Annotated in this window: 21 protein-coding genes and 3 tRNA genes; 13 read left to right on the top strand and 11 right to left on the bottom strand. The window is 72.1% G+C overall.

Annotation, left to right across the window (positions count from 1 at the left end; all coding sequences use genetic code 11):
- The first annotated feature begins 114 nt into the window (after positions 1-114).
- Positions 115-831: a membrane protein insertase YidC gene (yidC, locus tag CP978_RS13230; RefSeq protein ID WP_043448511.1), complete on the top strand. Its 717-nt coding sequence runs from the start codon at positions 115-117 to the stop codon at positions 829-831.
- A 31-nt stretch (positions 832-862) separates the two neighbouring features.
- On the opposite strand, the gene CP978_RS13225 is transcribed toward yidC, so the two are convergent.
- Together CP978_RS13225 and CP978_RS13220 are read right to left on the bottom strand one after the other, a co-directional pair.
- Positions 863-1327: a heme-degrading domain-containing protein gene (locus CP978_RS13225; protein WP_043440504.1), complete on the bottom strand. Its 465-nt coding sequence runs from the start codon at positions 1325-1327 to the stop codon at positions 863-865.
- The gene (locus CP978_RS13220) at positions 1324-2409 is read right to left on the bottom strand and encodes a Gfo/Idh/MocA family protein (protein ID WP_043440501.1); all 1086 of its coding nucleotides are present in this window, start codon (positions 2407-2409) and stop codon (positions 1324-1326) included. The genes CP978_RS13225 and CP978_RS13220 overlap by 4 nt, the downstream gene beginning before the upstream one ends.
- A 55-nt stretch (positions 2410-2464) precedes the next feature.
- Here CP978_RS13220 and CP978_RS13215 point away from each other — a divergent pair, with 55 nt between their 5' ends.
- The 6 genes from CP978_RS13215 (at position 2465) to CP978_RS13190 (ending at position 8188) form a co-directional block, all read left to right on the top strand.
- Positions 2465-3622, top strand: a complete 1158-nt coding sequence (locus CP978_RS13215) for an ROK family transcriptional regulator (protein ID WP_043440498.1) — start codon at positions 2465-2467, stop codon at positions 3620-3622.
- Between the two features lie 82 nt (positions 3623-3704).
- A complete protein-coding gene (locus CP978_RS13210) occupies positions 3705-4466 on the top strand; it encodes a hypothetical protein (protein ID WP_311775014.1) in 762 nt (253 codons plus the stop codon).
- Positions 4467-4583: 117 nt separating this feature from the next.
- Entirely contained in the window at positions 4584-5363 is a 780-nt protein-coding gene (locus CP978_RS13205; RefSeq protein WP_043440493.1) for an HAD-IIA family hydrolase, read from the top strand.
- Between the two features lie 153 nt (positions 5364-5516).
- Positions 5517-6419: a hypothetical protein gene (locus CP978_RS36215; RefSeq protein WP_043440491.1), complete on the top strand. Its 903-nt coding sequence runs from the start codon at positions 5517-5519 to the stop codon at positions 6417-6419.
- A gap of 3 nt (positions 6420-6422) precedes the next feature.
- Complete coding sequence (locus CP978_RS13195; RefSeq protein WP_043440488.1) at positions 6423-7088, top strand: class F sortase; 666 nt, start codon at positions 6423-6425, stop codon at positions 7086-7088.
- A 92-nt stretch (positions 7089-7180) separates the two neighbouring features.
- On the top strand, positions 7181-8188 hold the full coding sequence (locus CP978_RS13190; RefSeq protein WP_043440484.1) for a glycoside hydrolase family 6 protein: 1008 nt from the start codon (positions 7181-7183) through the stop codon (positions 8186-8188).
- Positions 8189-8296: 108 nt separating this feature from the next.
- On the opposite strand, the gene glxA is transcribed toward CP978_RS13190, so the two are convergent.
- The 3 genes from glxA to CP978_RS13175 form a co-directional block, all read right to left on the bottom strand.
- Complete coding sequence (gene glxA / locus CP978_RS13185) at positions 8297-10231, bottom strand: radical copper oxidase GlxA (protein WP_043440481.1); 1935 nt, start codon at positions 10229-10231, stop codon at positions 8297-8299.
- A complete protein-coding gene (locus CP978_RS13180) occupies positions 10228-12126 on the bottom strand; it encodes a glycosyltransferase family 2 protein (RefSeq protein ID WP_043440479.1) in 1899 nt (632 codons plus the stop codon). Before CP978_RS13180 ends, glxA begins: the two co-directional genes overlap by 4 nt.
- A 387-nt stretch (positions 12127-12513) precedes the next feature.
- A tRNA-Lys gene (locus CP978_RS13175) sits at positions 12514-12590 on the bottom strand.
- Between the two features lie 222 nt (positions 12591-12812).
- Between CP978_RS13175 and CP978_RS13170 the strand changes: the two genes are divergently transcribed.
- The 3 genes from CP978_RS13170 (at position 12813) to CP978_RS13160 (ending at position 15829) form a co-directional block, all read left to right on the top strand.
- Positions 12813-13802 carry a peptidoglycan-binding protein gene (locus CP978_RS13170; protein ID WP_043440476.1) on the top strand — a complete coding sequence of 330 codons (990 nt, stop codon included), beginning with the start codon at positions 12813-12815 and terminating at the stop codon, positions 13800-13802.
- A 151-nt stretch (positions 13803-13953) separates the two neighbouring features.
- A complete protein-coding gene (locus CP978_RS13165; RefSeq protein ID WP_043440473.1) occupies positions 13954-15093 on the top strand; it encodes an SPFH domain-containing protein in 1140 nt (379 codons plus the stop codon).
- A 118-nt stretch (positions 15094-15211) separates the two neighbouring features.
- A complete protein-coding gene (locus CP978_RS13160) occupies positions 15212-15829 on the top strand; it encodes a lytic polysaccharide monooxygenase auxiliary activity family 9 protein (RefSeq protein WP_043440471.1) in 618 nt (205 codons plus the stop codon).
- A gap of 106 nt (positions 15830-15935) precedes the next feature.
- On the opposite strand, the gene CP978_RS13155 is transcribed toward CP978_RS13160, so the two are convergent.
- Positions 15936-16009: transfer RNA gene (locus tag CP978_RS13155), tRNA-Lys, on the bottom strand.
- Positions 16010-16260: 251 nt separating this feature from the next.
- Here CP978_RS13155 and CP978_RS13150 point away from each other — a divergent pair.
- On the top strand, positions 16261-16959 hold the full coding sequence (locus CP978_RS13150) for a maleate cis-trans isomerase family protein (RefSeq protein WP_043440468.1): 699 nt from the start codon (positions 16261-16263) through the stop codon (positions 16957-16959).
- A 52-nt stretch (positions 16960-17011) separates the two neighbouring features.
- On the top strand, positions 17012-18145 hold the full coding sequence (locus CP978_RS13145) for an LLM class flavin-dependent oxidoreductase (protein ID WP_052454100.1): 1134 nt from the start codon (positions 17012-17014) through the stop codon (positions 18143-18145).
- Positions 18146-18175: 30 nt separating this feature from the next.
- On the opposite strand, the gene CP978_RS13140 is transcribed toward CP978_RS13145, so the two are convergent.
- On the bottom strand, positions 18176-20065 hold the full coding sequence (locus CP978_RS13140) for a putative bifunctional diguanylate cyclase/phosphodiesterase (RefSeq protein ID WP_043440466.1): 1890 nt from the start codon (positions 20063-20065) through the stop codon (positions 18176-18178).
- Between the two features lie 461 nt (positions 20066-20526).
- On the opposite strand from CP978_RS13140, the gene CP978_RS13135 reads away from it, so the two are divergent.
- The gene (locus CP978_RS13135; RefSeq protein ID WP_043440463.1) at positions 20527-21906 is read left to right on the top strand and encodes a M6 family metalloprotease domain-containing protein; all 1380 of its coding nucleotides are present in this window, start codon (positions 20527-20529) and stop codon (positions 21904-21906) included.
- A gap of 86 nt (positions 21907-21992) precedes the next feature.
- On the opposite strand, the gene CP978_RS13130 is transcribed toward CP978_RS13135, so the two are convergent.
- The 4 genes from CP978_RS13130 to CP978_RS34855 all read right to left on the bottom strand — a co-directional run bounded on the left by CP978_RS13130 (position 21993) and on the right by CP978_RS34855 (position 23574).
- Positions 21993-22066, bottom strand: a tRNA-Lys gene (locus CP978_RS13130).
- Positions 22057-22686, bottom strand: coding sequence for a bifunctional DNA primase/polymerase (locus CP978_RS13125; RefSeq protein ID WP_063839053.1), 630 nt, complete (start codon positions 22684-22686; stop codon positions 22057-22059). Before CP978_RS13125 ends, CP978_RS13130 begins: the two co-directional genes overlap by 10 nt.
- 153 nt (positions 22687-22839) lie before the next feature.
- Positions 22840-23205: a hypothetical protein gene (locus tag CP978_RS13120; protein WP_043440458.1), complete on the bottom strand. Its 366-nt coding sequence runs from the start codon at positions 23203-23205 to the stop codon at positions 22840-22842.
- 219 nt (positions 23206-23424) lie between these two features.
- On the bottom strand, positions 23425-23574 hold the full coding sequence (locus CP978_RS34855) for a hypothetical protein (RefSeq protein ID WP_158508330.1): 150 nt from the start codon (positions 23572-23574) through the stop codon (positions 23425-23427).
- Position 23575: the final 1 nt, after the last annotated feature.

The raw sequence follows: 23575 nt of genomic DNA, 5'->3' as shown, positions 1-23575 counted from the left end.
CCTCGCCGTACCGCCGTATGCGCCGTACGCCCCTGCCCCCGCGCGGTCGTCCTGCCGGCACCGTTCCCGCCTCGGCACGACGAGACCCCGGAGGGCTCACCCATGTCCGCTTTTCTGTCCCTGTTCGCCACCCTGGTCGAGGGGCTGGCCGATCTGCTCCAGCCGCTCTTCCAGGCCTCCGCGGCAGCCGCCGCGATCGTGCTGTTCACCGCGCTCGTACGACTGCTGCTGCACCCCCTGGCCCGGGCCGCCGCACGCGGGCAGCAGGCCAGGGCCAGGCTCCAGCCGAGAATCGCCGAGCTGCGCAGGAAGCACGGCAAGAGCCCCGAGCGGTTCCAGAAGGCGGTGCTGGAACTGCACGCCCGGGAGAACGTCTCCCCGCTGTCCGGTCTGCTGCCCGGTCTCCTCCAGATGCCGGCCTTCTTCGTGCTCTACCAGCTGTTCTCCAGCACGACGATCGGCGGCGAGGACAACGGGCTGCTCACCCACACCCTGTTCGCCGCACCGCTGGGCGGCCGTTGGGCCGACGCCCTCGGCCAGGGCGGGCCTCTCGGGGCCGCCGGGCTCGTCTATCTCGGGTTGTTCGCGCTGGTCGCGGCCGTCGCCTTCGTCGGCTACCGGAACGCGCGGCAGATGGCGGCGGCGGCCCTGCCGGGTGCGGCAGGCGACGGTGAGCAGAGGCCCGGGGCGCTGGCCGCGGTCGGGAAGGTCATGCCGTTCATGTCCTTCCTCACCCTGGTCACCGTGGCGGTGATGCCGCTGGCCGCCGCGCTCTATGTGGTCACCAGTACGACCTGGAGCACGGTCGAGCGGATGCTGCTGCACCGCTGAGCGTGCCCGGACGTCTCCCGGGCCTCCGGGGCTATCCCTTGAACCGCTCCAGGGCCTCCACCACCAGGGCGTGGTCCTCCACCTGGGGCAGGCCCGAGACCACCACCGTGCCGATCACCCCCGCGCCCTCGACCGCGATCGGAAACGCGCCGCCGTGCGCCGCGTACCGGTCGGGGTCGAGGCGGGAGGACTCCTCGAAGGTCGTGCCCTTGGCGCGGAAGCGGGAGCCGACCAGCAGGGAGGAGCAGCCGTAGCGCTCGACGACCCGGCGCTTGCGGTCGATCCAGGCGTCGTTGTCCGGTGTCGAGCCGGGCAGCGCCGCATGGAAGAGCTGCTGGCCGCCGCGGCGGATGTCGATCGCCACCGGGGCCCTGCGCGCCCGCGCCAGCTCCACCAGCAGGGTGCCCAGGGTCCAGGCGTCGTCGTGGGTGAAGTGGGGGAGCGTCAGGCGCTCTTCCTGGGCTTCGAGTTCCGCGATCTCCGGGGCCCCGGTCACAGCGCCACCGCCACCCCGTCGCGGGCCGAACGCCGGGCCGCCTCCAGGACGTCGAGGGCCGCGGCGGCCTCCAGCGCGGTGACCGGGTTGGCGCCGCCCTCGCGCAGGGCCCCCACGATCGCCGCGTAGTACGCCGGATAGTCGCCGGGCAGGGACGGTACGGGGGTGCCGCCGTCGGTCAGCGGGGACTCCCCGGCGCCGATGCGGCCCCACAGCGGCTCGGGCTCCTGACCCCAACCGGGGCCGGGGCGCAGGCCCTCGCGCAGTGCCGCCTCCTGCGGGTCGAGCCCGTACTTCACGAATCCCGCCTCGGAGCCCAGCACCCGGAAGCGCGGGCCGAGTTGGGCCGCGGTCGCGGAGACATGGAGATGGGAGCGGACGCCGCTGGTGTGGGTGAGCGCGATGAAGGTGTCGTCGTCCGCCTGCGCTCCTGGACGGCGTACGTCCGACTCGGCGTACACCGAGGCGGCGGGGCCGAAGAGGGCCAGCGCCTGGTCGACGACATGGCTGCCGAGGTCGTACAGCAGCCCGCCGATCTCCGCCGGGTCGCCGGACTCCCGCCAGCCGCCCTTGAGCTGGGGGCGCCAGCGCTCGAAACGGGACTCGAAGCGCTGTACGTCACCGAGCCGGCCCGCGGCCAGCAGGGCGCGCAGCGTCAGGAAGTCGCTGTCCCAGCGGCGGTTCTGGAAGACGGAGAGCAGCAGACCGCTCTCCTCGGCCAGCGCCGCCAGGGCGCGTGCCTCGGCCGCCGTGCCCGCGATCGGCTTGTCCACCACGACCGGCAGCCCCGAGCGCAGGGCGGCCGTCGCGATCGGGAGGTGCGTCCTGTTCGGGGAGGCGACGACGATCAGGTCGAGAGCGTCGGCGCGGGTCCACAGCTCGTCGGCGCCGGCGGCGATCCGTACGTCCGGGAACGCGGCGCGGGCCTGGTCCTGCCGCTCCGGGTTCGAGGTGACGACCGTGTCGAGGAGAAGGCCCTCGGTGGCGCCGATCAGCGGGGCGTGGAAGACGGAGCCCGCGAGGCCGTAGCCGACCAGGCCCACGCGGAGGGGGGTGTCAGTACCAGGGGCTGTGCCAGTCATGATGCTACTTTCGCAACGCTGTTGCCAAAGTGCAAGAGCCGATGAGAATGGGCGGGTGAACAGGACGTACACGGGATCGTCGGGAGCCGGGCGCGGGGCCGGGGGGACCACGGCGGGCGACGCGAACCCGCCCGCGCCCCGCAGCCGCAACGCCGCGCTGGTGCTGGATCTGCTGCGCACGGCGGGGGAGCGCGGGATCAGTCGGCTGGAGCTGGCGGAGGGGACCGGGCTGACCCCGCAGGCCGTCAGCAAGATCACGGCCCGGCTGCGCACGGACGGCCTGGTGACCGAGGCCGGCCACCGCGCCTCCACCGGCGGCAAACCGCGCACCGTGCTGCGGCTGGTCCCGGGGGCCGGATACGCCGTGGGGCTGCATCTGGACCGGGACGAACTGCGGGCCGTGCTCTGCGACCTGACGGGCGCGGTGGTCGCCGAGCGGCGGGCCCCGCTGGACCTGGGCGCAGGGGCGGAGGCGGTGGTGGCGGGGGCTGCCCGGGAGGTGACGGCGCTGACGGCCGAGGGGGCGCCGGCGGGGAATGCCGTGCTCGGTGTGGGGGTCGCGCTTCCCGGGCCGCTCGACCATCTGCGGGGGGTGCTGCACCGGGTCACCGGGTTCCCCGAGTGGGACGGGTTCCCGCTGCGGGACGCGCTGGCGGGGCGGCTCGGGACACCCGTGGTCGTCGACAAGGACACCAACGCCGCCGCGCTCGGGCTCGCCCTGGGCGGGGCGGCCGGGGACGCCGCTGCGTCGTTCGCCTATCTGCACCTCGGGACCGGCCTGGGCGCCGGTCTGGTGCTCGGCGGGGCCCTGTACCGGGGCGCCAGGACCGGCGCCGGGGAGTTCGGGCACCAGGTGCTCCGGCTCGACGGACCGCCGTGCGGATGCGGCGACCGCGGCTGTGTCGAGGCGCTGTGCCTGGCCGCCGTGGGACGCGGCGAGATGGCCGAGGCGGCCCGGGTCCTCGGCGTGGGCGCCGCGAATCTGGCCGGGCTGCTCGACATCGACCTGGTGCTGCTCGGCGGCCGCACCGTGACCGCGCACCCGGACGCCTTCGTACGGGGAGTGGGCGCCGTCCTTGCGGCGCGCGCCCGGCGGGAGGGGGCGCCGGAGGCCGTGCCGGTGCGGATCGCCCCCGGCGGGGCCCGCGGGGTGGCGGAGGGAGCGGCGCAACTGCTGCTCGCGCCCTTGTTCGGCCGGGCGGAACTGCGCTGATCGAGGGGACTTGGGCCGTCGACCCCGGCCGGCCGGGCGTGGCGTCCTCCGGGGGCCGCCGGCCATGGCCGGTCATATGGCCATGCGCCTGTCTCGAGGATCCCGGCTGTCCCTGGCGGTGTCGTGCGCCGTCGCCGTCACCGTCCTCCTCCCGGGGGCCCGTGCCGGCGCGCTTCCCGGGGACCGGCCGTCCGAGTGCGCCGCCGGCGCCGGCCATGACTTCCCCCTCACCGCCCGCATCCACGGCGGCCCCGGGACCTTTCAGGCCGGCGGCGCCGAGCGCACCTGGTTCATCGACCTCGAGAACACCACCGCGCACACCTGCGAAGCCGTCCACCCGGTGGTCGTCCTGGTCGACAGCAAGCGGGTGCTGACGGCCGCTCAGGTCAGGATGCGGTTCTTCGACGACGGCCGTGCGCACCCGGTCGGCCTGGTCCGTTCCGACCAGGCCGAACTGGTCGGCGCCTTCGACGACGGCTTCCCCGGCTTCACCGTCGCCCCGGGGCGGACGCTCACCGTGCGGGTGCGGCTCGCACTGACCGCCGACGCCCGGGCGAACGACGTGGTGGCCAACGCGGCGCTGGTGCAGCGGCGCGGCGACGACGGCGACTGGGTCGGACAGTCGAACGACTACCGGTTCCGCATCGAGGGACCGGCCCGGCACAGCGACACGAACGGGTCGGCACAGCCCCTCGCGAGCCGGAGCCCGGTCGCAGGGGAACCGGGCGGCAGCGGGCAGCGGGAGCCGTACGACCAGGGGTGGATGCTCGGCGGACTGCTGCTGTTGACGGGCGGTGTCGTCGCCACCGGTCTCCCCTTCCTCCTGCTGCGCAGACGCCTCTGAGACCCCGTGTCCGGACCGGGCGGCATCGGGACGGAAGGTGCTGATTACGCTGGGGCCGGGCGCACAGCGTCCTTCCGGTGTTCCCGGGACCCCCTTGCGTACGGCAGGAGATCGCAGATGGCAGAGCGCAAGCCCGTCGCGTCATGGCTCACCGACATGGACGGTGTGCTCATCCACGAGGGCGTTCCGATCCCGGGCGCCGACGTCTTCCTCGCCAAACTGCGGGAGTCCGGCAGGCCCTTCCTGGTGCTCACCAACAACTCGATCTACACCCCGCGCGATCTGCACGCCCGGCTGCGCCGGATGGGCCTCGACGTACCGGTCGAGAACATCTGGACCTCGGCGCTGTCCACCGCGCAGTTCCTCGACGACCAGCGGCCCGGAGGCACGGCGTATGTCATCGGTGAGGCCGGTCTGACCACGGCGCTCCATGACATCGGCTATGTGCTGACCGACCACGAGCCGGACTATGTCGTCCTCGGCGAGACCCGTACCTACTCCTTCGAGGCCATGACCAAGGCGGTCCGGCTGATCAAGGACGGGGCCCGGTTCATCTGCACCAATCCCGACGAGACCGGCCCGTCCGCGGAGGGCCCGCTGCCCGCCGCCGGTTCGGTCGCCGCGCTGATCACCAAGGCGAGCGGCCGCAAGCCGTACTTCGCGGGCAAGCCGAACCCGCTGATGATGCGGACCGGGCTCAACACGATCGGGGCGCACTCCGAGACCAGCGCGATGATCGGCGACCGTATGGACACCGACGTCCTGGCCGGCATGGAGGCCGGGATGCAGACGTATCTGGTGCTCACCGGGCTGACCTCGCGTGAGGACATCGACCGCTACCCGTTCCGCCCCTCCCATGTCGTGAACTCGATCGCGGACCTCGTCGACCTCGTCTGACGCCGCCCGCCGGCGAGCGGCGGCGGTACGGCGCGGACGGTGCCCGGCGCCCGTACGGCGCAGGAAGGGACCCTCGTACGGAGTAGCCCGGGGTCCCGTCCGGATGCGTCGGAGTGCCCGACGGGGGAGTCTCCTGGTATCGGGAGGTTCACGATGGGTTCACTCCGGCTCACTCTTTGTACGGGTGCCGTCGTCGCATTCGCCCTCGCGCCCTCGGCGTATGCGGCGGACCAGCAGGGCGTCTCGCTGACCCCTGCGTCCCCCGCGCCGGGTACCGACGTCCGGGTCGCCGTGCGGGGCTGTGCCGGCACGACGGCCACCGCCGCCTCGACGGCGTTCGTCGCGGACGCGCGGCTCGTCGGTCAGGACGGCACCCTCACCGGGGACACCCGGATCCGCTCCGCGCTGACACCCGGGGGCTACTTCGTCACGGTCGGCTGCGGCGGCCGGGAGATCAAGGACGTGCTCACCGTCGCCGCCCCGACGACGGCCGCGTCCTCCGTCCCGGACGCGGCGGCCTCCGCCGGTGCGGCCGCCCCTCCCGCCGCCGGCCCTCCCGCCGCCTCCCCGCCCGGTGCGGCCGCCCCCGGTCAGGGTTTCCGGACCGGACCGCTCGGCCTGCCCGGACCGGACTTCTCGAGCGGTCCGCTCGCCCTCCCCGGGCTCGACTCCCTCCCGGGGCCCGACTCCCAGCCCGGACCGATGCCTCAGACCGGGCCCCTCGCCCTTCCCGGGCCCCTCGCCCTTCCCGGGCCCCTCGCTCTGCCCGGTCCGCTCGCCCCGTCCGATACGGCCTCCCCCGCCGATCCGGGTCTCCCGGAAGGCCAGTCGTCCCAGTCGTCCGGAGCGGACCGGACGCCCCTCACGATCCCGCCGTCCGCCCCCTCCTCACCGATCGCACCGGTGAGCGCGGGCGGCGGCGGTACCGCGTACAGCTCCGGTGCCCGGTCCACAGGGCCGGGCACCCTGCAAGCCGTCATCGGCCTCGTCCTCGCGTTCGTCGCAGTCGTCGCGGTCGTGGCCCGGAGCATCCGCCGAGGCCGCGACAAGGAGTGAAGCATGCAAGGGCACCACCGTTCCTCCGGCACCGGACGCCTGTTGATGGGCGTCGCCTGGGTGATCCTGCTGCTCGGGCTGTGGCAGTGGGGCCGTGAGATCACCGATGTACATCTGGGGACCTTCGCCCCGACGACGGGCGACATGGCCGCCGCCGGCCGGCCACCGGGGCCCGAACTGCCGTCCGCGGCAGGACCGTTGCGCAAGGCGACACCGCTGCGCATCGACATCCCCGTCCTGAAGGTGCAGGCGCCGGTGGTGTCCCGCGGCCTGGACCGGCAGGGCGCGGTGGAGGCGCCGCCCTATGACCAGCCGGGGGTGGTCGGCTGGTACGCGGCCGGGGTGACCCCCGGGGCGGCCGGCACCGCGCTGCTGGTCGGGCACCGGGACACCGAGAACGCGCCGGCCGTCTTCCAGCGGCTGGGCAGTCTGCGGCCGGGCGACGCGGTGCGGGTGGTCCGTGACGACGGTGCCGTCGCCGAGTTCACCGTCGAGGGCGTCAAGGTCCTGTCCCGCGAGGGTTTCGACGCCCGGCAGGCGTACGGGCCCGGAAAGCCGGGACGGGCGGAGCTGCGCCTGCTGACCTGCGCCGGAGCCTTCGACCCGGTGAGCCGTACCTATGCGGCGAACGTGGTGGTGTCGGCGTATCTGACGGGCAGCGGACACTGACACCCCGCCGGTGACCGCCCGGCCACCTCGTGTGCACCTAGGCGGGTATGTCACGATCGGGGGCGTAAGGCGGTACACCAAGGGGGAGTTGGATGTACGGGACGAACGGTGCGGCGGCGCGCGCCGCGGCGGTGGCGGTGGGGGCCGTGCTGCTGCTGGCCGGATGTTCCTCCGGGGGCGGTGACGAGAAGGGCCGGACGGGCGCGGTCACCCAGCGGCCGAAGGCCTCCGGGCCCTTCTGGGTCAACCCGGACGGGAACGCGGCCCGGCAGCTGGCCGCCTATGAGAAGGCCGGCCGGACGGCCGACGCGGACCGGATCAGAAGGATCGCCGAGCAGCCGACGGGGGAGTGGATCGGACCGGAGAACCCCGAGGCGGAGGCGCGGGGCTTCACGGAGGCCGCGACCCGGGCGGGCCGGACCGCGCTGCTGGTGCTCTACGACATCCCGCACCGCGACTGCGGCCAGTTCTCGCAGGGCGGCGCGGCCGACGGTGCCGCGTACCGGGCGTGGATCGACGCCGTGGCCCGGGGCATCGGGGACCGGCGGGCGACGGTGATCCTGGAGCCGGACGCGGTGCTGCACATGGTGGACGGCTGCACCCCCGAGGAGTTCCACGAGGAGCGGAACGACCTGCTCAAGGGCGCGATCACCACCCTCGGGGCGCTGCGGAACACCACGGTGTACCTGGACGCGGGCAATCCGGGCTGGCAGCACCCCGACCAGATCTTCCAGCCGTTGCGACGGGCGGGCGTCGACCGGGCGGACGGCTTCGCGGTGAACGTCTCCAACTTCTACTCGACGCGGGACTCCCTCGCCTACGGCAGACAGCTCTCCGCGAAGATCGGCGGCAAGCACTTTGTGATCGACACCAGCCGCAACGGCAACGGGCCGTACACCGGCGGCGATCCGCGCGAGCGCTGGTGCAATCCGCCGGGGCGGGCCCTGGGCGAGACCCCGACCACCCGCACGGCGGACCCGCTGGTGGACGCCTATCTGTGGGTGAAACGCCCGGGCGAGTCCGACGGCACCTGCAAGGGCGGCCCCCGGGCGGGCGACTGGTGGCCGTCCTACGCACTCGCCCTCGCCGGAGCCGAATAGGCCCCGCCGTTGCACCCGGGGGTGCCCTCCGCCGCGGAGGGCACCCCCGGGTGGTGCGTCCCGTATGCGTCCCGAGGGCGCCCCAGGACGCCCCGGGCGCGCCGGGACCTACGGCACCTGGACCCACCGGGCCTCGCTCGGTGTTCCCTGGTCGTCGTCGACGAAGAGCATGTACCAGCCCGACGGGACGAGATTGCGGTTCTTCGGCACCGTCACCGTGATGCTGTCCTCGGCGGCGGTGAAGTCCAGCGCGATCGAGCGCTGGTCGACGTCCGTCACATGGGTGGACGCGCTGGGCCGGATCAGCCGGACCTTGGTGATCGCCGAGGCGTGCTGCGAGGCGAAGGTGCCCGACGCGCCGCGCGCGAGGGTGCGGGGCCCGCCGGACAGGGAGGGCCGCGCGTCCCGGTAGAGATACGGCGGGGTGTAGATCTCGATGCGCTGCTCGAAGACGCCCGGCCTGGTGTTCGCCCGGTCCCCGTAGAGCGGGTCGGAGCCGAAGAACATCACCCGGCCGTCGGGCAGCAGGATCGACCCCGAGTGGTAGTTGCGGCCCACCTGCGGATCGGCCACCCGCTGGAAGGTGTTGGTGTCCGGGTGGTAGAGCCGTGCCTGGAGGATGTCGGAGTCGCCGCGCCCGCGGTAGTCCTCGGAGCCGCCCGAGACCAGCACCGTGTCGTCGGGGAGGACCGAGGCCTGGGGATAGCGGGTGCCCTTCTCCAGCGACGGGCCCTCGGTGAAGCGGGGACGGTCCGCCGTGAGGTCGATCAGCCGGGTCCTGCCGGTGGACCGCTCGGACTCGCCGACCCCGCCGCCCCCGATCACCAGGAATCTCTCGTCCTGCGCGGGTGGCAGCAGCACGGTGCCGGAGGTCTCCATCAGGTCGGGGTCGGCGAGCCCGGGCAGCTCGGTGAAGGCATTGCTGTCCACGTCCCAGATGCCGGGAGCACGCCCCACGTCGTCCGGGCCGTAGCCGGCGTTGGAACCCGAGTAGAAGATCCTGCCGTTCTGCATCAGGAACAGCGCGGGGTAGGTCGGGAACTGCCGGATCTTCCCGGTGTACGTCCACCGCCGGGTCCTCGGGTCGAAGATCTCGTTCTTGCCCGGGACCAGCTGCCCGATGTCGTCCAGCCCGGAGACACTGAGGATCCGCCCGTCGCTCAGGGTGGTGAGGGTCGGATACCAGCGGGCCTCCTTCATCGGGTCGACCTTGATGTACCTCTCGGCGACCGCGTCGAACTCGAAGGCGTCCCGGATTCCCTGGAAGTCCTTCTTGTCGAGCCCCAGCTTGTTGGCGATGCCATAGGTGTTGCGCGCGTCGGCGCCGGTGAGGCCCTGTACCCGGTAGTTGTCCTCGGTGCCGGTCTCGTACCGTCGGCCGCTCTTCCGCGCCTCGACATAGATCCGGCCGATGCCGGGGTCGTTGCGCAGCCATCGGCCGGTCCGGTCGAAGACCTTCTCGGCGCGGGGCACCAGGACGGGGTCCTTGGAGACGAAGGTTTTGCCGTTCGCCCTGCCCCGGAACGCGGTGCCCGCGGGCAGGGTGATCGGCTTGTCCGGGTTCTCGTTGTGGACGATCATCAGGCCGCCGGCCTTGGTGACATCGCCCTTCAGCTTCTCGTACCGCTTGGTGCCACCCGCGATCAGCAGATTGCCGCCGGCCAGCTGGGTGTGGCCGGTGCAGAACAGGTCGCTGGGCGTGGGGACCTTCTTGACGGTGCCCTTGACCGGGTCCCAGATCCGGGTGTCGAACCGCTTTCTGTCGAAGTTCTCCTGGTTGTTGCCCGAGCCCGCGACCATCAGCACCTTCCCGGTGTGCAGCAGCGCCGCGTGGATGGTGTCCTGCCGGTACTCCTCGGGGAACTCGACGATCTCCCAGTGCCCGTTCTCTGCTTTGTACTCGGGCTTGTTGATCGTGTAGTCGTGGTACCGCTCCGTGCCGAAGCGATACAGCCAGGGCCCGTTCATCCCGGCCAGCGCGAGCACCACCGTGGTGCCGAGCGCCAGGCGGCGGGCCCGGCGGCGTACGGTCCGGTCCCTCATCGCTCACGCCCCCCGAGAACGATCCTCAGGGTCGGTTCCTCCTGGTCCTGGCCGTGCCGGCTGCCCTGGCCGGCCCGCCCGTCCCGGACGGCCGGGCTCCGCCTCTCCTGACGCAGGGTCCAGCGCCATACGAGAAGCGGGGCGGCCGTGATCAGCAGGGCGAGCGAGGCCCAGACGATCATCGCCGGGTGGGAGTGGCCGAGGAGGAGACCGGCGACGATCGAGCCGCCGAAGACCAGCATGAAGAACAGATGGATCCGGAACGTCCCGCGCAGGGTGTCGGGGCTCGTCGAATCGCCCTTGGGCGTCACCACGAAGGAGCTCTTGCGGCGCAGCACCGTATCCATGAGCGAGCGGGCGTAGACCGGTGCCGACAGCGCCGACATCACCATGCCGGCCAGCCCGCCGGAGCCCTCCGGTTCGTGCGGGGAGACATTGTGGCGGCGGTTCCAGAGGTAGAGACCGATCTGCAGTGCCGACGCATTGCCGTAGAGCATCAGCCACACGGTCGGGTCGATGTTCACCCCGGAGGCGCCGAGACCCAGGAACAGGGCGCAGCTCAGCGCGGCCAGGATCCAGTTCAGGGCCGACATCGGATAGAAGACGATCATCATCGTGTAGTTGAGGAGCCGGCCCGGCGGCAGCGAGAAGAAGCCCTTCCAGTACTGCTTGAGGATCGTCTCGTAGGTGCCCCGTGACCAGCGCAGCTGCTGGGTGAAGAAGTCCGTCCAGGCGCCGGGTCCCTCGCCGACGGCGAGCACATCCGGGGTGTAGACCGATCTCCACTTCCTGCCGGTGGCCGGGTTCCGGTGGCGGTGCATCTCGAAGCCGGTCGCCATGTCCTCGGTGATCGAGTCGTACAGGCCGCCGATCTGCCGGAGCGCCGTGATGCGTACGGCGTTGGAGGTGCCGACGAACATCGGGGCGCCGTAGCGGTTGCCGGCCCGCTGGATCAGGGCGTGGAAGAGGAACTGCTGCGACTCGGCGGCCTTGGTGACGAAGGAGTCGTAGTTGCCGTACACCTGGGGGCCGATCACAAAGCCCACATCGGGGTCGCGGAAGTAGCCCAGCATCCGCTCCAGATAGTTGGGCAGCGGCACATGGTCGGTGTCGACGGAGGCGAAGTAGTCGTAGTCGCCGCCGTGCGCCTCCAGCCAGGCGTTGTAGTTGCCGTGCTTGGTCCTGGCGCGGTGCGGGCCGGTGGGCCGGTTCCAGCGAGGGACGCCCTTGCGGCTGAAGTGGTGCACGCCCAGACGTGCGCAGACCGCCTTCACCTCCGGATCGTCGCCCTCGTCGAGGAGCCAGACATGCAGAAGACCCCGGTGGCGCAGCCGGACGGCGGCCTCCAGGGTCTTGGTCACCATCGAGAGCGGCTCCTTGCCGGGGACGAAGGTGGTGAGGAAGGCGACTCTGGTACCGGTCTCGGGCACCACCGGGACCGGGTCGCGGGCGACCAGGGTGGCATGCGCGTTCGAGAGCACATTGACGCAGCGGAAGAACTCGATCAGGCCGATCGAGATCAGCATCACCGTGTCGAGTGCGGGCAGGAAGTCATAGGTGGGGTACTGGCGTTCGGTCCAGTGCTTCGGCTGGAGCAGCCAGGCCAGCAGGACCAGCGACAGCAGGGGTGCCGCACCCAGCATCAGCGCGACGCGCAGCCGGTGCGGCTCCTGGGAGAGCAACGAGCGGTACCGGACCCGGTACGGCTCGGCCGGATCCGGCCGGGTGAGGGGCCCCGCCAGCCGGCTGTAGTGCTCGTAGTCGTACCGGGGCGGCGGCGTCCTCCTCGTCTCCCGGTGGCTCTCGGTGTGGCCGGTGCGGTGCGAGGGCACCCTCAGCCGGGTCGTCTCTGACGGGTCCGGGCCCTTGCGGGCACCCGTCGGCGTCGAAGTCATGGCTCATCCCCCCGGCACGCACGGATGCGTGCGTCCATCGACCGACTCGCCCGCATGCGTCCCCCCTGGACGGCTGCGTGCGCATGGCTTCCGGGTGCGCGTCCGGCGGGGCCCCTTCCCCGCGCGGCGCCGGCGTCCTGACCCCCTGGTCCCCGTTGATCGCCCGGCGTCGGCCGTTTGCTGAAGCCCCCAGGGTTCTACGGCCTTCGGCATGATCGCAAGGGCGAACAAGGTGTTTCCCGGTCATACCGGCGCATCGGGGTGCGTGTTGGGGCGCTCCGGGGCGGTCGGCGACACCTGTGTGCGGACGTTGAGGGAGGGGCCGAGGGGGTTCCTGTGCGGGCGGACGACGGAAAGGCCCCTCGCATGCGCGAGGGGCCTTTCCGGTGGTGCGCCGCCAGGGACTCGAACCCCGGACCCGCTGATTAAGAGTCAGCTGCTCTAACCAACTGAGCTAGCGGCGCCTGCCGACCCGGAGAACTCTACCCGACTTCTCGGGGTGTCGATGACCGTCGCGGCCTGCGGCGGCTCCGTCCGGCGGGGCGCCGTACCCCCGGTGGAACGGCGCGCCTACGTCATTCGGGCCGACACCGTATGAATCTGATGCATCGTTGGGAAATGTGACATATATGAAGAAAGTGGATCATATCGCCTCGACCGTGGACAGGGAGTGTGAGGGGCGCCGCATGAAGACTCCGGTATTCGAGAAACGCGATCCCATGACCGGCCGTGACCGTCCCGGCCGCGTTCGCCGGTGCCGCGCCGATGTCCGGTGCGCCCGCTCCGGGCGGGCCGGCCGCCCGGCGGTCCGCAGGGCGCTGGCGCTGACGGCCGCCGCGGGTGTGCTGCTCGGTGTGGGCCAGGCGATGCCCGCCGCCGCGGTCGCCCATGCGCCGTATCGCCCGGGTGTCCCCGCGGGCGATCAGCCGCCGGTCACCCCCCAGGGCCGTACGGCGCCGCTGCGCGGCAGCGCCGAGGTGCCGACCGCGGCACCCCGGACGACCCGCGCGCAGATCATCAGCAGGGCCAAGAAATGGATCACGGCCAAGGTCCCTTACAGCATGTACGACTACTGGTCGGACGGTTACCGGCAGGACTGCTCCGGATATGTCTCGATGGCCTGGAACCTCGGCAGCAACGAATGGACCGGGAGCCTCGACAAGTTCGGCGTCCGTATCTCCAAGGAGGAGCTGAAGCCGGGCGACATGCTCCTCTTCCACAACACCGCCAACCCGGAGAAGGGATCGCATGTGGTCCTCTTCGCCGGCTGGACGGACTCCACGCACCGCTTCTACACCGCCTACGAGGAGACCCCGCCGAGGGCACGACGGCAGTCCACCCCGTATGCGTACTGGAGCAACTCCGGTCGCTATGTGCCCTACCGATACAAGAACGTGGTCGACAGCAAGAGCGCGCTGCCGGATCTCTTCGCGGCTGGGCCCGGCTACCCGGGCCTGGAGGTGTTCCGGCAGGGCGCGGACAGTCCCTTTGTCACCCGGCTGGGCCGGCAGCTGATCAGCAAGGGCTTCGGGACGCACTACACCGCCGGGCCCGGGCCGCACTGGGGCGAGACGGACCGGCGCAATGTCGAGGCGTTCCAGCGCGCCCAGGGCTGGGACGGCGATCACGCCGACGGCTACCCCGGGCCCGAGACCTGGCGGCGCCTGTTCTCCTGACCCGTTCCCGTCCCTCGTTCCCCGTCCCCCCGTTCGTCCCCCCGTTCATCCCCCTGTTCCCCGTCCACCGGTCCGTCCCCGGTGTCCCGGTCCGTTTTCCGACGCGCTCGCGTCACGACGCTTCCCGGTGCGGAGGCATGGAGGCACACAGATGAGTACGACGATTCCGCAGAACCCGGAGCCCGAAGGGGGGCCGGACGACATCGAGGTGCGGCACGCCCGGCTCATCCACGGCGAGTCGACCACCGAGATCCCCGTCCACCAGTTGTTCCGCGAGACCCCCGACGGCACTCACCCCCCGCTCAGCACATCGGTGGTGGGGCGGCGGCTCGGCACCGGGGAGCAGCCACGGGTGCGGCCGCCCGCACGGCGGCAGCCGACGGACCTCGACCCCGAGCTGACCGAGCGGCCCGCCCGGGTGCTGCCCGCCTCACTGGGCGTGCTCGCCGGGGTCGGCGGAGCGGCGGGCTGTGCCGTCGTCTCATGGTGGGCGGGCTTTGTGTCGCCGGCCGCGGCGCGCCTGCTGGAGCTGCCTCCGTCCGGGGCCCCGGGCCTCGGGCTTCCGCAGTTGGCCGCCTATATCGGGGCGGGCACGCTCACCCTGCTCGGCTTCGGGGGGCTCATGCGGGGGCACGCGGGCCGCGCCTGGGTGCTCAGCCTGTTCGGGCGGTACCGCGGCACCATCCGCCGCACCGGACTGATGTGGGCCAACCCCCTGGTGCTGCGCCACCGGGTCGATGTGCGGCTGCGGCACTGGCGCAGCGAGCCGATGCCGGTGGCCGACGCCAACGGGGTCGCGCTCCAGGTGGCCGTGCTGGTGACCTGGCGGGTCAAGGACACGGTGCGCGCCGTGCTGGGCGCCGAGGACCATGAGGTCTATCTGCGGGAGTGCGTCGAGTCGGCGCTCGCCCGGGTGCTGCCGCAGATGTCCGCGGATCTGCCCGGCTCGATGGTCACGGAGAGCCTGCACGACATCGAGGCGGTCGGCGAGGCGCTGACCCGGGTGGTGGCCGCGGAGGCGGATCCGGTCGGTCTCGAGGTGTTCGCGGCGCAGCCGACCCGGATCGAGTACGCCCCCGAGGTCGCCGTCCGGATGCAGCGCCGCCGTATCGCCGCGCTGGAGGCCCGGCACCGCGACACGGTGCTCAGCTCGGTCGTGGACTCGGTCGAGGACACGGTGACCCGGCTGACCACACGCGGTCTGGTCGATCTCGACGACTACGAGCGCAAGGCACTGGTCAAGGATCTGACGGTGGCGTTCTACACCGGGCGCAAGGGCGACGGCTCATGAGTGCGTCTCGAATTGGTATGGACATGTTCAACTCCCGGCCCTAGTCTGTGACTTGGTCTAGACCTGAACAGCGCGCGCACGGCTCAAGGACCTCCCCCACATCTCCAGGAGCGGCAGCATGCGCATCCGTACGACCCGGAAGACGAAGTGGTACGCGGCCATGATCGGTCTCGCCACCGCGGGCACCTTTGTGCTCTCCAGCGGCGGCGCGAGCGCCCACGGCTACACCGACCAGCCCCTCAGCCGGCAGAAGCTGTGCGCGAACGGCGCCGTCAGCGGCTGCGGTGACATCCAGTGGGAGCCCCAGAGCGTCGAGGGCCCGAAGGGCTTCCCGGCGGCCGGACCGAGCGACGGCCGGATCTGCTCGGGGAACCACACCAACTTCGGCGCGCTCGACCAGCCCAGGACGCCCTCGGGGGCGGACTGGCCCACGACCAAGGTGAGCGGCGGGCAGAGCTACTCCTTCCGCTGGCAGTTCACCGCCTCGCATGCGACGACCGACTTCTCGTACTACGTCACCAAGCAGGGCTGGAACCAGAACCACGCCCTGACCCGGGCCGACCTGAACACCACCCCGTTCCTGACGGTCCCGTACAACAACCAGCGTCCGCCGTCCACGCTCAGCCACTCCGGCACCCTGCCGAGCGGACTCAGCGGGCACCACGTCATCCTCGGGGTGTGGACGATCGCGGACACCGGCAACGCGTTCTACTCGTGCGCGGACGTCACCTTCTGACCGGCGCCCCGTCGTCTTCTCCCGTGTCCGTCCCGGGAGCGCGGTCACGCGCTCCCGGCGCGGACGCGAAAAGGGCCCCTCGCTCTCGCGAGGGGCCCCTCATATGTGCGCCGCCAGGGACTCGAACCCCGGACCCGCTGATTAAGAGTCAGCTGCTCTAACCAACTGAGCTAGCGGCGCAGACTCGGTCGCTCTTCGCTCTCGCGAGCGGCGACGGACGAAATACTACCTGGTCCGCGGGGGTGCTGATGACCACCCGCGGACGGCGGGCGCCACCGGGACCGGCCCAGGGGGCCGCGGCCGACCGGGTGATGCCGGGGACTGCCCCGCGTCAGCTGGGTACCCGGGCCCCGGGTCCCCATCAGGCTCTGCTCGACAGGGCAGCGCAGCGCACCCGGGCCCGTACGGCCGGAAGAACAGGAAGGTTGGGCATGACCGCACTCGGATTCCTCTACCCGGGCCACCAGGCCGCGGACGACTATCCGCGCATCGAGCAGCTGCTGGCCAGCGACATCCGGCTGGACCTGGTGCACACCGGTGCCCCGGAGGCCTCCGCCCGGCAGCTCGCGGAAGGGGTGGAGGAGCTGCGCCTGGCCGGCGCCGAGGCGGTGGTCTGGGCCTCCACCAGGGGGAGCTTCGCGCACGGCCGGGACGAGGCCCATGAGCGGGTGCGCACCCTCGCGCGGGCGGCCGGGATGCCGGCCTCCGCCACCTCCTTCGCCTTTCTGCACGCGGTACGGGAGATCGGCGCCCGGCGGGTGGCGGTCGCGGCGCCGTACCCGCAGGACACGGCGGCCCTCTTCGCCGGGTTCCTGCAAGCGGCGGACATCGAGGTGGTGTCGGTGCGCGGCGCGGGAGGCGCCGGCGCGACCGAGGCGGCCGACTGGGGCGCGAAGGAGGTGCTGGCGCTCGCCCACGAGGGCGATCACACCGCCGCGGACGCCGTACTGATCCCCGGAACCGGGCTGCACACGGTCGCCCATCTGGTGGCACTCGAGAGCGAGCTGGCCAAGCCGGTCCTCACCGCGAACCAGGTCACGGTGTGGGAGGGCCTGAGGCTGGTGGACCGCCGGGTGAACGCGCCCAACCTGGGGAGTCTGTTCAGCCGGGAACCGATCGTCCAGGTGTGACAGCCCGCCCCGTGGGGCCCGGGAGCACCGGGGCGCGGGGAATAAGAGGGGGATGCCTCCTGTTGGGGCGCGGGAGAGACACGCGTACGCGGGAGGCATTTCGGTGGACGAGATCCGAGGCACGGCACGGGGCAGGGCGCCCGTTCCCCTGTCCGTACTTGACCTGGTCACGGTCGGTGCGGGCCATACCGCCACCGAGGCCCTCCGCACCAGCGTCGCCCTGTCCCGCCTCGCCGAGTCCCGCGGCTTCCACCGCTTCTGGGTCGCCGAGCACCACTCCATGCCGGGTGTGGCGTCCTCCTCACCCGCCGTGATCCTCGCCCATCTCGCCGCCCACACGGAGCGCATCCGTCTCGGCTCGGGCGGAGTGATGCTCCCCAACCACGCCCCGCTGGTGATCGCGGAGCAGTTCGGCACGCTGGAGGCGATGGCCCCCGGCCGTATCGACCTGGGCCTCGGCCGCGCCCCGGGCACCGACGGCGCCACGGCCGCCGCGCTACGCCGCACCGACCGGCTGAACGAGGGCGCCGACGACTTCCCCCAGCAGCTCACCGAGCTGATCCGCTTCCTCGACGACGACTTCCCGGACGGCCACCCCTACGCCCGCATCCACGCCGTACCGGGCCCGGTCCAGGCCACCTCGCCCGGCGGTGTGCAGTCCCCGCACCGCCCACCGGTCTGGCTGCTCGGCTCCTCCGGCTTCAGCGCCCGCCTGGCCGGCATGCTCGGCCTGCCCTTCGCCTTCGCGCACCACTTCTCGGCGCAGAACACCGTCCCGGCGCTCGATCTGTACCGCGACTCCTTCCGGCCGTCCGCGGTGCTGGACGCTCCCTACGCCCTCATCGGCGTCGCCGCCTTCGCCGCCGAGGACGAGAAGGAGGCCCGCCGCCAGGTGAAGGCCGCCGCCCTGAACATGCTGCGGCTGCGCCGGGGCCGGCCCGGTCTCGTCCCCACCCCCGAGGAGGCGGAGGCGTACGAGTTCGGGCCGCTGGAGGAGGAGTTCTTCGAGAGCTGGACCGCCAATGTGGTCCATGGCACCCCGGACGAGGTCCGCTCCGGTCTCGACGATCTCCACAAGCGCACCGGGGCCGACGAGTTGATGCTCACCGCCAACGCCCATGGCGGCGAGGCCCGGCTGCGCTCCTACGAACTCGTCGCGGACGCCTACGGGCTGCCCGCCGCCTGAGCGCGCCGCTCCTGACGGGCGCCGTCCCCGTCAGGAGCGACGGCAGCCCTCCGCCTCCACCAGCGCGGGGATGCGGTCCGGCGGCACCGGTCGCGAGTAGAGCCACCCCTGACCGGTGTCACAGCCGATCCGCCGCAGCCGGGAGGCCTGGGCGGAGGTCTCCACACACTCGGCGGTCACCGTCAGCCCCAGCCGGTGGGCGAGCTGGATCATGGCTTCGACGATGACCTCGTCGGCCGGGTTCGGACGGGTGCCGCTCCCCTCGTACTGGAAGCCGCGGACGAACGATCCGTCCAGCTTCAGCGCCGACACCGGAAGCCGGCTGAGATAGGCCAGGTTGGAGTAGCCGGTGCCGAAGTCGTCGATGGCGATCCGCACCCCCATGTCGCTGAGCGCCGTCAGGGTCTGGAGGGGACGGCCCGCCGAGCCCATGACCGCGGACTCGGTCAGCTCCAGCTGGAGCAGATGCGGGGCCAGTCCGGTCTCCGCGAGGACCTTCGCCACGTCCGCCACCAGGTCGGAGTCCCAGATCTGGCGCACCGCCACATTCACACTGACGAAGAGCGGTGGCTCGGCGGGGCGTTCCAGCTGCCAGCGGCGCGCCTGACGGCAGGCGGTCCGCAGCGCCCAGCGGCCGAGCTGCACGATCGAGCCGTCCTCCTCCGCGAGACCGATGAACCGATTCGGCGTCAGCCTGCCGAACTGGGGGTGGTGCCAGCGCACCAGCGCCTCGACCCCGTGCACCCGCCCGTCCTCCATGCCGACCAGCGGCTGGTACTCCAGGGCGAACTCGCCCCGTTCGACGGCCGGGCGCAGACCGGAGGACAGCGCCTGACGGGTCATCCGGTGGGCGTTGCGCTCGGGGTCGAAGAGAGTCCAGCGGGACTTCCCGTCGGCCTTCGCCCAGTACAGCGTGGTGTCGGCGGCCTGCATCAGCCCGGTCGCCGTGGTGCCGGCCGCATGCCGCTCCACGACGCCGATGGACGCCGACACGGACAGCCGCTGCCCGGACAGGTCGAACGGCGTCTGGAGCGCGAGGAGCAGGGACTCGGCCAGCTCGGCGAGCTGATCGGTGCCCGTCGAGTCCTCCACCAGCACGGCGAACTCGTCGCCGCCCAGCCTGGCCACCAGAGGAGCGGCGGCTCTCGCCCGGCCCGCCTCGTCAGCGCAGTGCGTCAGCCGTTCGGCGACGGCCGCCAGCAGCCGGTCGCCGACGCGATGGCCGAGCGTGTCGTTGACGGCCTTGAAGCCGTCGAGGTCCAGATAGCACAGTCCGATCCGGCCGGTGCCGCCGTCGGCACAGGACTCCGCCTCCAGCACCGCCGTCAGCCGCTCGAAGAACAGGGTGCGGTTGGGGAGCCGGGTCACCGGGTCGTGCATCTGCAAGTGCCGCAGCCGCCGCTGGAGTTCACGGCGGGCGCTGATGTCGCAGACCGAGAGCAGCACCGCCTGCGCGGCCTCGGGCAGGGCGGTGACGGTCACCTGGATCCAGAGCGAACGGCCGTCGGGGTGCTTCAGTCGGCGCGTGCAGCGCAGCCGGTCCTCGTGGCCGCCCAGCACCTCGAGGTAGGCGTGCCGGGTCGGGGCCTCCGAGGACAGACCGACCAGATCGGCGGCGGCCCTCCCGGCCAGCCCCGCCGCGTCGGTGCCCAGCAGCGTGCCCAGCGCCTCGTTGGCGGTGAGGACCAGACCGTCCCGGCCGACGACCGCCATGGCGAGCGGCGCGGCGGTGAACGCGGCGCCGAGGAGGGAGGGCGGACGGTCCATGGCCGGGGACGGCGCGGCGGCCGGCGCGATCGGCGGCAGCTCGGGGAGGGAGGGTGGCCGGGGAGTGGCGGACGCCGTGCCTTTGTGGCTCTCGGTGACGGCCCGGTCGACGAGGTCCTTCGCGGGCGCCGGCCCTTCGGACGTTCCGCTCACCACTCGCTCCCGCAGTGCACTCGTTCTTCGTACGGATCTCGTGGGTCCCGTCGGGGCCGACGGCCGCATGTCGGGCGGACGTACCGGCTGTGTTCGCGCAGGAAAGTGTGCCGATCATAGAGGCTGACCCCAGCGCCTTGCAGCCACGGCCCGGTGTCCCGGAAGCCCCCGGCGTTCTGACAGATCGTTTCTTCCCAGGCCGGACCCCGATCTGTCGGCCCGGCCTCGACTGTGACGTTCCGTGAGTATTCGGGGTGTCGGCCCATGTCGGTCGCTCCCTCGGAACTTGTGCGTCCTGCCGTGCTCCCGCGCCGCACTTTCCCTCTTCCGGCTGTCGCGGTTCCCCTCTGGGCTTTCCCCCGGCTGATGGTGTCTCACCCTTCCGGTGCAGACAAACAGTGCATAGTCATACAAGTACGACAAAGCTGGGTGCGGAACCCGAACCGCCCCCGGAGGTCGTCGTGCCGCGTCCGCTCTCCCTCAAGGCGTTCCTCCGCGACGTCCCGAAGGGGCATGACGGGAGCGGGGCGCTCGTCCTGCGCAGGACCGCGTCCGTGATGACCTCGATGGTGGCCCTCATCGCGACCTCACTGGTCACGGGTCCGGCGCTCGCCGACCCGGTGGCCGAGCCCTGTGAACTCACCCGCAGCCCGGCCCACCACTCGGAGGGTCTCGACACCTGGAACGCCGCCTACACCCGCCCCACCCACCCGGTGGAGGCGGTCATGATCTTCCTGTCCTTTCCGGACGCCAAGCCGAAGACCACTCCCGCCGAGCTGACCGGGGATTACTTCCCCGACACCAACCGGTTCTTCAAGCGCGCCTCCTACGGCCGCTTCACGGTGCACCCCCATCCGCTGCGCCGCTGGATCGCGATGCCGCGCGCCTCCACCTGGTACGCCGTCCGGCGCGACTGGAACCCCGAGCGCCGGTCCGCGTATCTGCGGGACGCGATCGCCGCGGCGGACAAGAAGGTCGACTTCTCGCGCTATGACATCGTGTACTTCGTGGCCGATCCGGACGCCCCCGGAGTGGACTCGGACGCGACCAAGGTGGTCAACCTCGAGACCCCGCTGCGCGCCGACGGCACGGACATCCGCCGGGTGGTCACGATCTTCGAGAAGCATCCGCCGGACCGGCTCGTCCTCGCCCATGAGACCGGGCACGTGTTCGATCTGCCGGATCTCTATCACCGCCCCACCGACGGCAAGGGCGACTGGGACACCTATGTCGGCGACTGGGACCTCATGGGCAGCCAGTTCGGACTGGCGCCGGATCTGTTCGCCTGGCACAAGTGGAAGCTGGGCTGGCTGGACCCGCGCCAGGTGGTGTGTGTACGGGGCCGGGTCACCCGGCTGTCGCTGGAGGCGCTGGGCGCCGGGCCGACCGGGGTGCCGCAGGTGCCGGTGAGCGCGGGCAGGCCCTGGAGCTCCGGGTCGAAGACCGCGGGCGGCGGGGGCGTGGCGGGTGCGGCGGGCGGCGTCGGCACGGAGGCGTTCGGTTCGGGGAGCGGTACGAAGCTGGCGGTCGTGCGGACCGGTCCGGACACCGTGCTCGCCATCGAGGCGCGGGGGGCGGTGGGCAACGACACCGAGACCTGCTCACAGGGTGTGCTCCTCTATCACGTCACCAGCCTGGCGGCCTCGGGCGACGGCCCGGTCCAGGTCGTCGACGCCCATCCGCACACCTCGGCGTGCTGGGCCACCTCGGTCTACCCGCCGCTGGCGGACGCCCCGCTGGACGTGGGGGAGAGCTTCACGGTGCCGGGGGACGGCGTACGGGTGGAGGTGGAGGACCAGACACCGGGCGGGGCGTACACGGTGAAGATCACAAAGAGCTGAGGCGCGAGACCGGGCGAGGTGGGTGCGGAGCACGACGAAGGCGGGTCGTGCTCGCTCTCCGCGAACACGACCCGCCTTCGTCAAGGTGCGCCGCCAGGGACTCGAACCCCGGACCCGCTGATTAAGAGTCAGCTGCTCTAACCAACTGAGCTAGCGGCGCCTGCTGACGTCGTAGACCTTAGCACCCAGGTCGGCGGGAGGAAAAATCGATATCCGTACGGCGGCCGAGGCGGCCGCACGGGCGGCCCGGACGGCTGCCCAGCGGACGATCTCGGGGCCCGGGAGCCACGGGTGACGGGTGTCGGGCGCCACCAGCCAGCGAGGGGAGAGGTGGGTCGCCGTGGTGCGGGCGGGCCGGACCGCGGGCACGGTGACGGTGTCGCCCGGGCCGTGGCCCAGCAGCGGCGGCACCGCGCGGGTGAGGGCGCCCCGGTCCTCCCGGTCGAGCAGCGGCGGCAGTCGGCGGGCCGTGCCGGGCGCCGTGAACAGCAGCATCCGGCCCCGGTGCGTGGCGACGGGTCCCGAGCCCGGCCCCTCGTCCCAGAGCCGGTCGAGCATCCGGCGCCCGAAGACCGCGGGGGCGCTGACGACGTCGAACGCGGTGCCGCAGGGCAGGACCACCGGGACGGTGGGGCGCCTGGCCCAGAGCGCGAGGGTGCCTTGCGGATGGGTGCCTGCCGAGGCGAGCCAGGCGGCGCCCTCCGAGGTGACGTCCGAGACGTCGAACCGGTCGGGGAGGGGTGCGCGGAAGGGCTCGATGAACGTTGTTCGACTGCTCATGCCGGTCAGATGTACCCGCAGTGAGTGAATCGTCCCGGAGGGTTGTGGAAATCCGGGACAGAAGGGTGAGGGTGGGGTATCGTGCGCCCGAAATATGAACAGACGATCATATGTACGGGGTCGTGTGGGGGTGTTCCCCCGGCTACGGACCTTTCAGCCCAGGTTCTCCGGTCCGCTGGCGTCCGTGCCGCGCAGCAGGTCCTGGCCGAACTCCACCATTTTCTTCGCGTAGTCCTCGGTCCACTCCGCACGCTCGGCGATCGCCGCGGGCGTCAGCCGGTCGAAGCGGCGGGGATCGGCGAGCTGGGCGGCGGCGATCGCCTGGAACTCCACCGCCCGGTCCGCCGCCGCGCGAAAGGCCTGTGCCAGTTCCGTGGCCCGCGTCAGCAGGGCCCGCGGGTCGTCGATCGACTCCAGGTCGAAGAAGTGCTCGGGGTCGGAGACCGCATCCGCGGGCTCGAAGAGCAGGGGCGCGGGGCGTAGCCGCGGTTCGTGCCGACGCGGCGTGGGCTCCGCCATGTCTTCTCCTCCTCGTACGGTTCGAGTGGCGCCGTCCTTTCGATGGGCCACCGTCCATTGTCGCGCGGCGACCCCGGGGCGCGGGGAGTGCGCGGGACCCCCGAGCCGCGCCACCCCCATGCCGGCGTGCCTCGGCGATCCCGCTGCCACCGGCCCCCGTGATGTTCCCCACCGCTCAGGGTCCCCATGCCACCCGGTGCGCGGACCGGTGGTTCGCGCTCAGGGCCGCCATGCCACCCGGTGTGCCGACCAGTGGTCCCAGGTGGACATCATCGCCTCCCAGCCGTCGGGGCTGCTTCCATGGGCCGCCTCCGGCGGCATGCCGGACTCCGTCCGGCGGGAGGGGGTGCATGCGGGGGCAGTCCTCATG

Origin of the sequence: Streptomyces nodosus (assembly GCF_008704995.1) — a bacterium.
GTDB classification, from domain to species: Bacteria; Actinomycetota; Actinomycetes; order Streptomycetales; family Streptomycetaceae; genus Streptomyces; species Streptomyces nodosus.
This window is presented reverse-complemented; position numbering and strand designations above follow the sequence as displayed.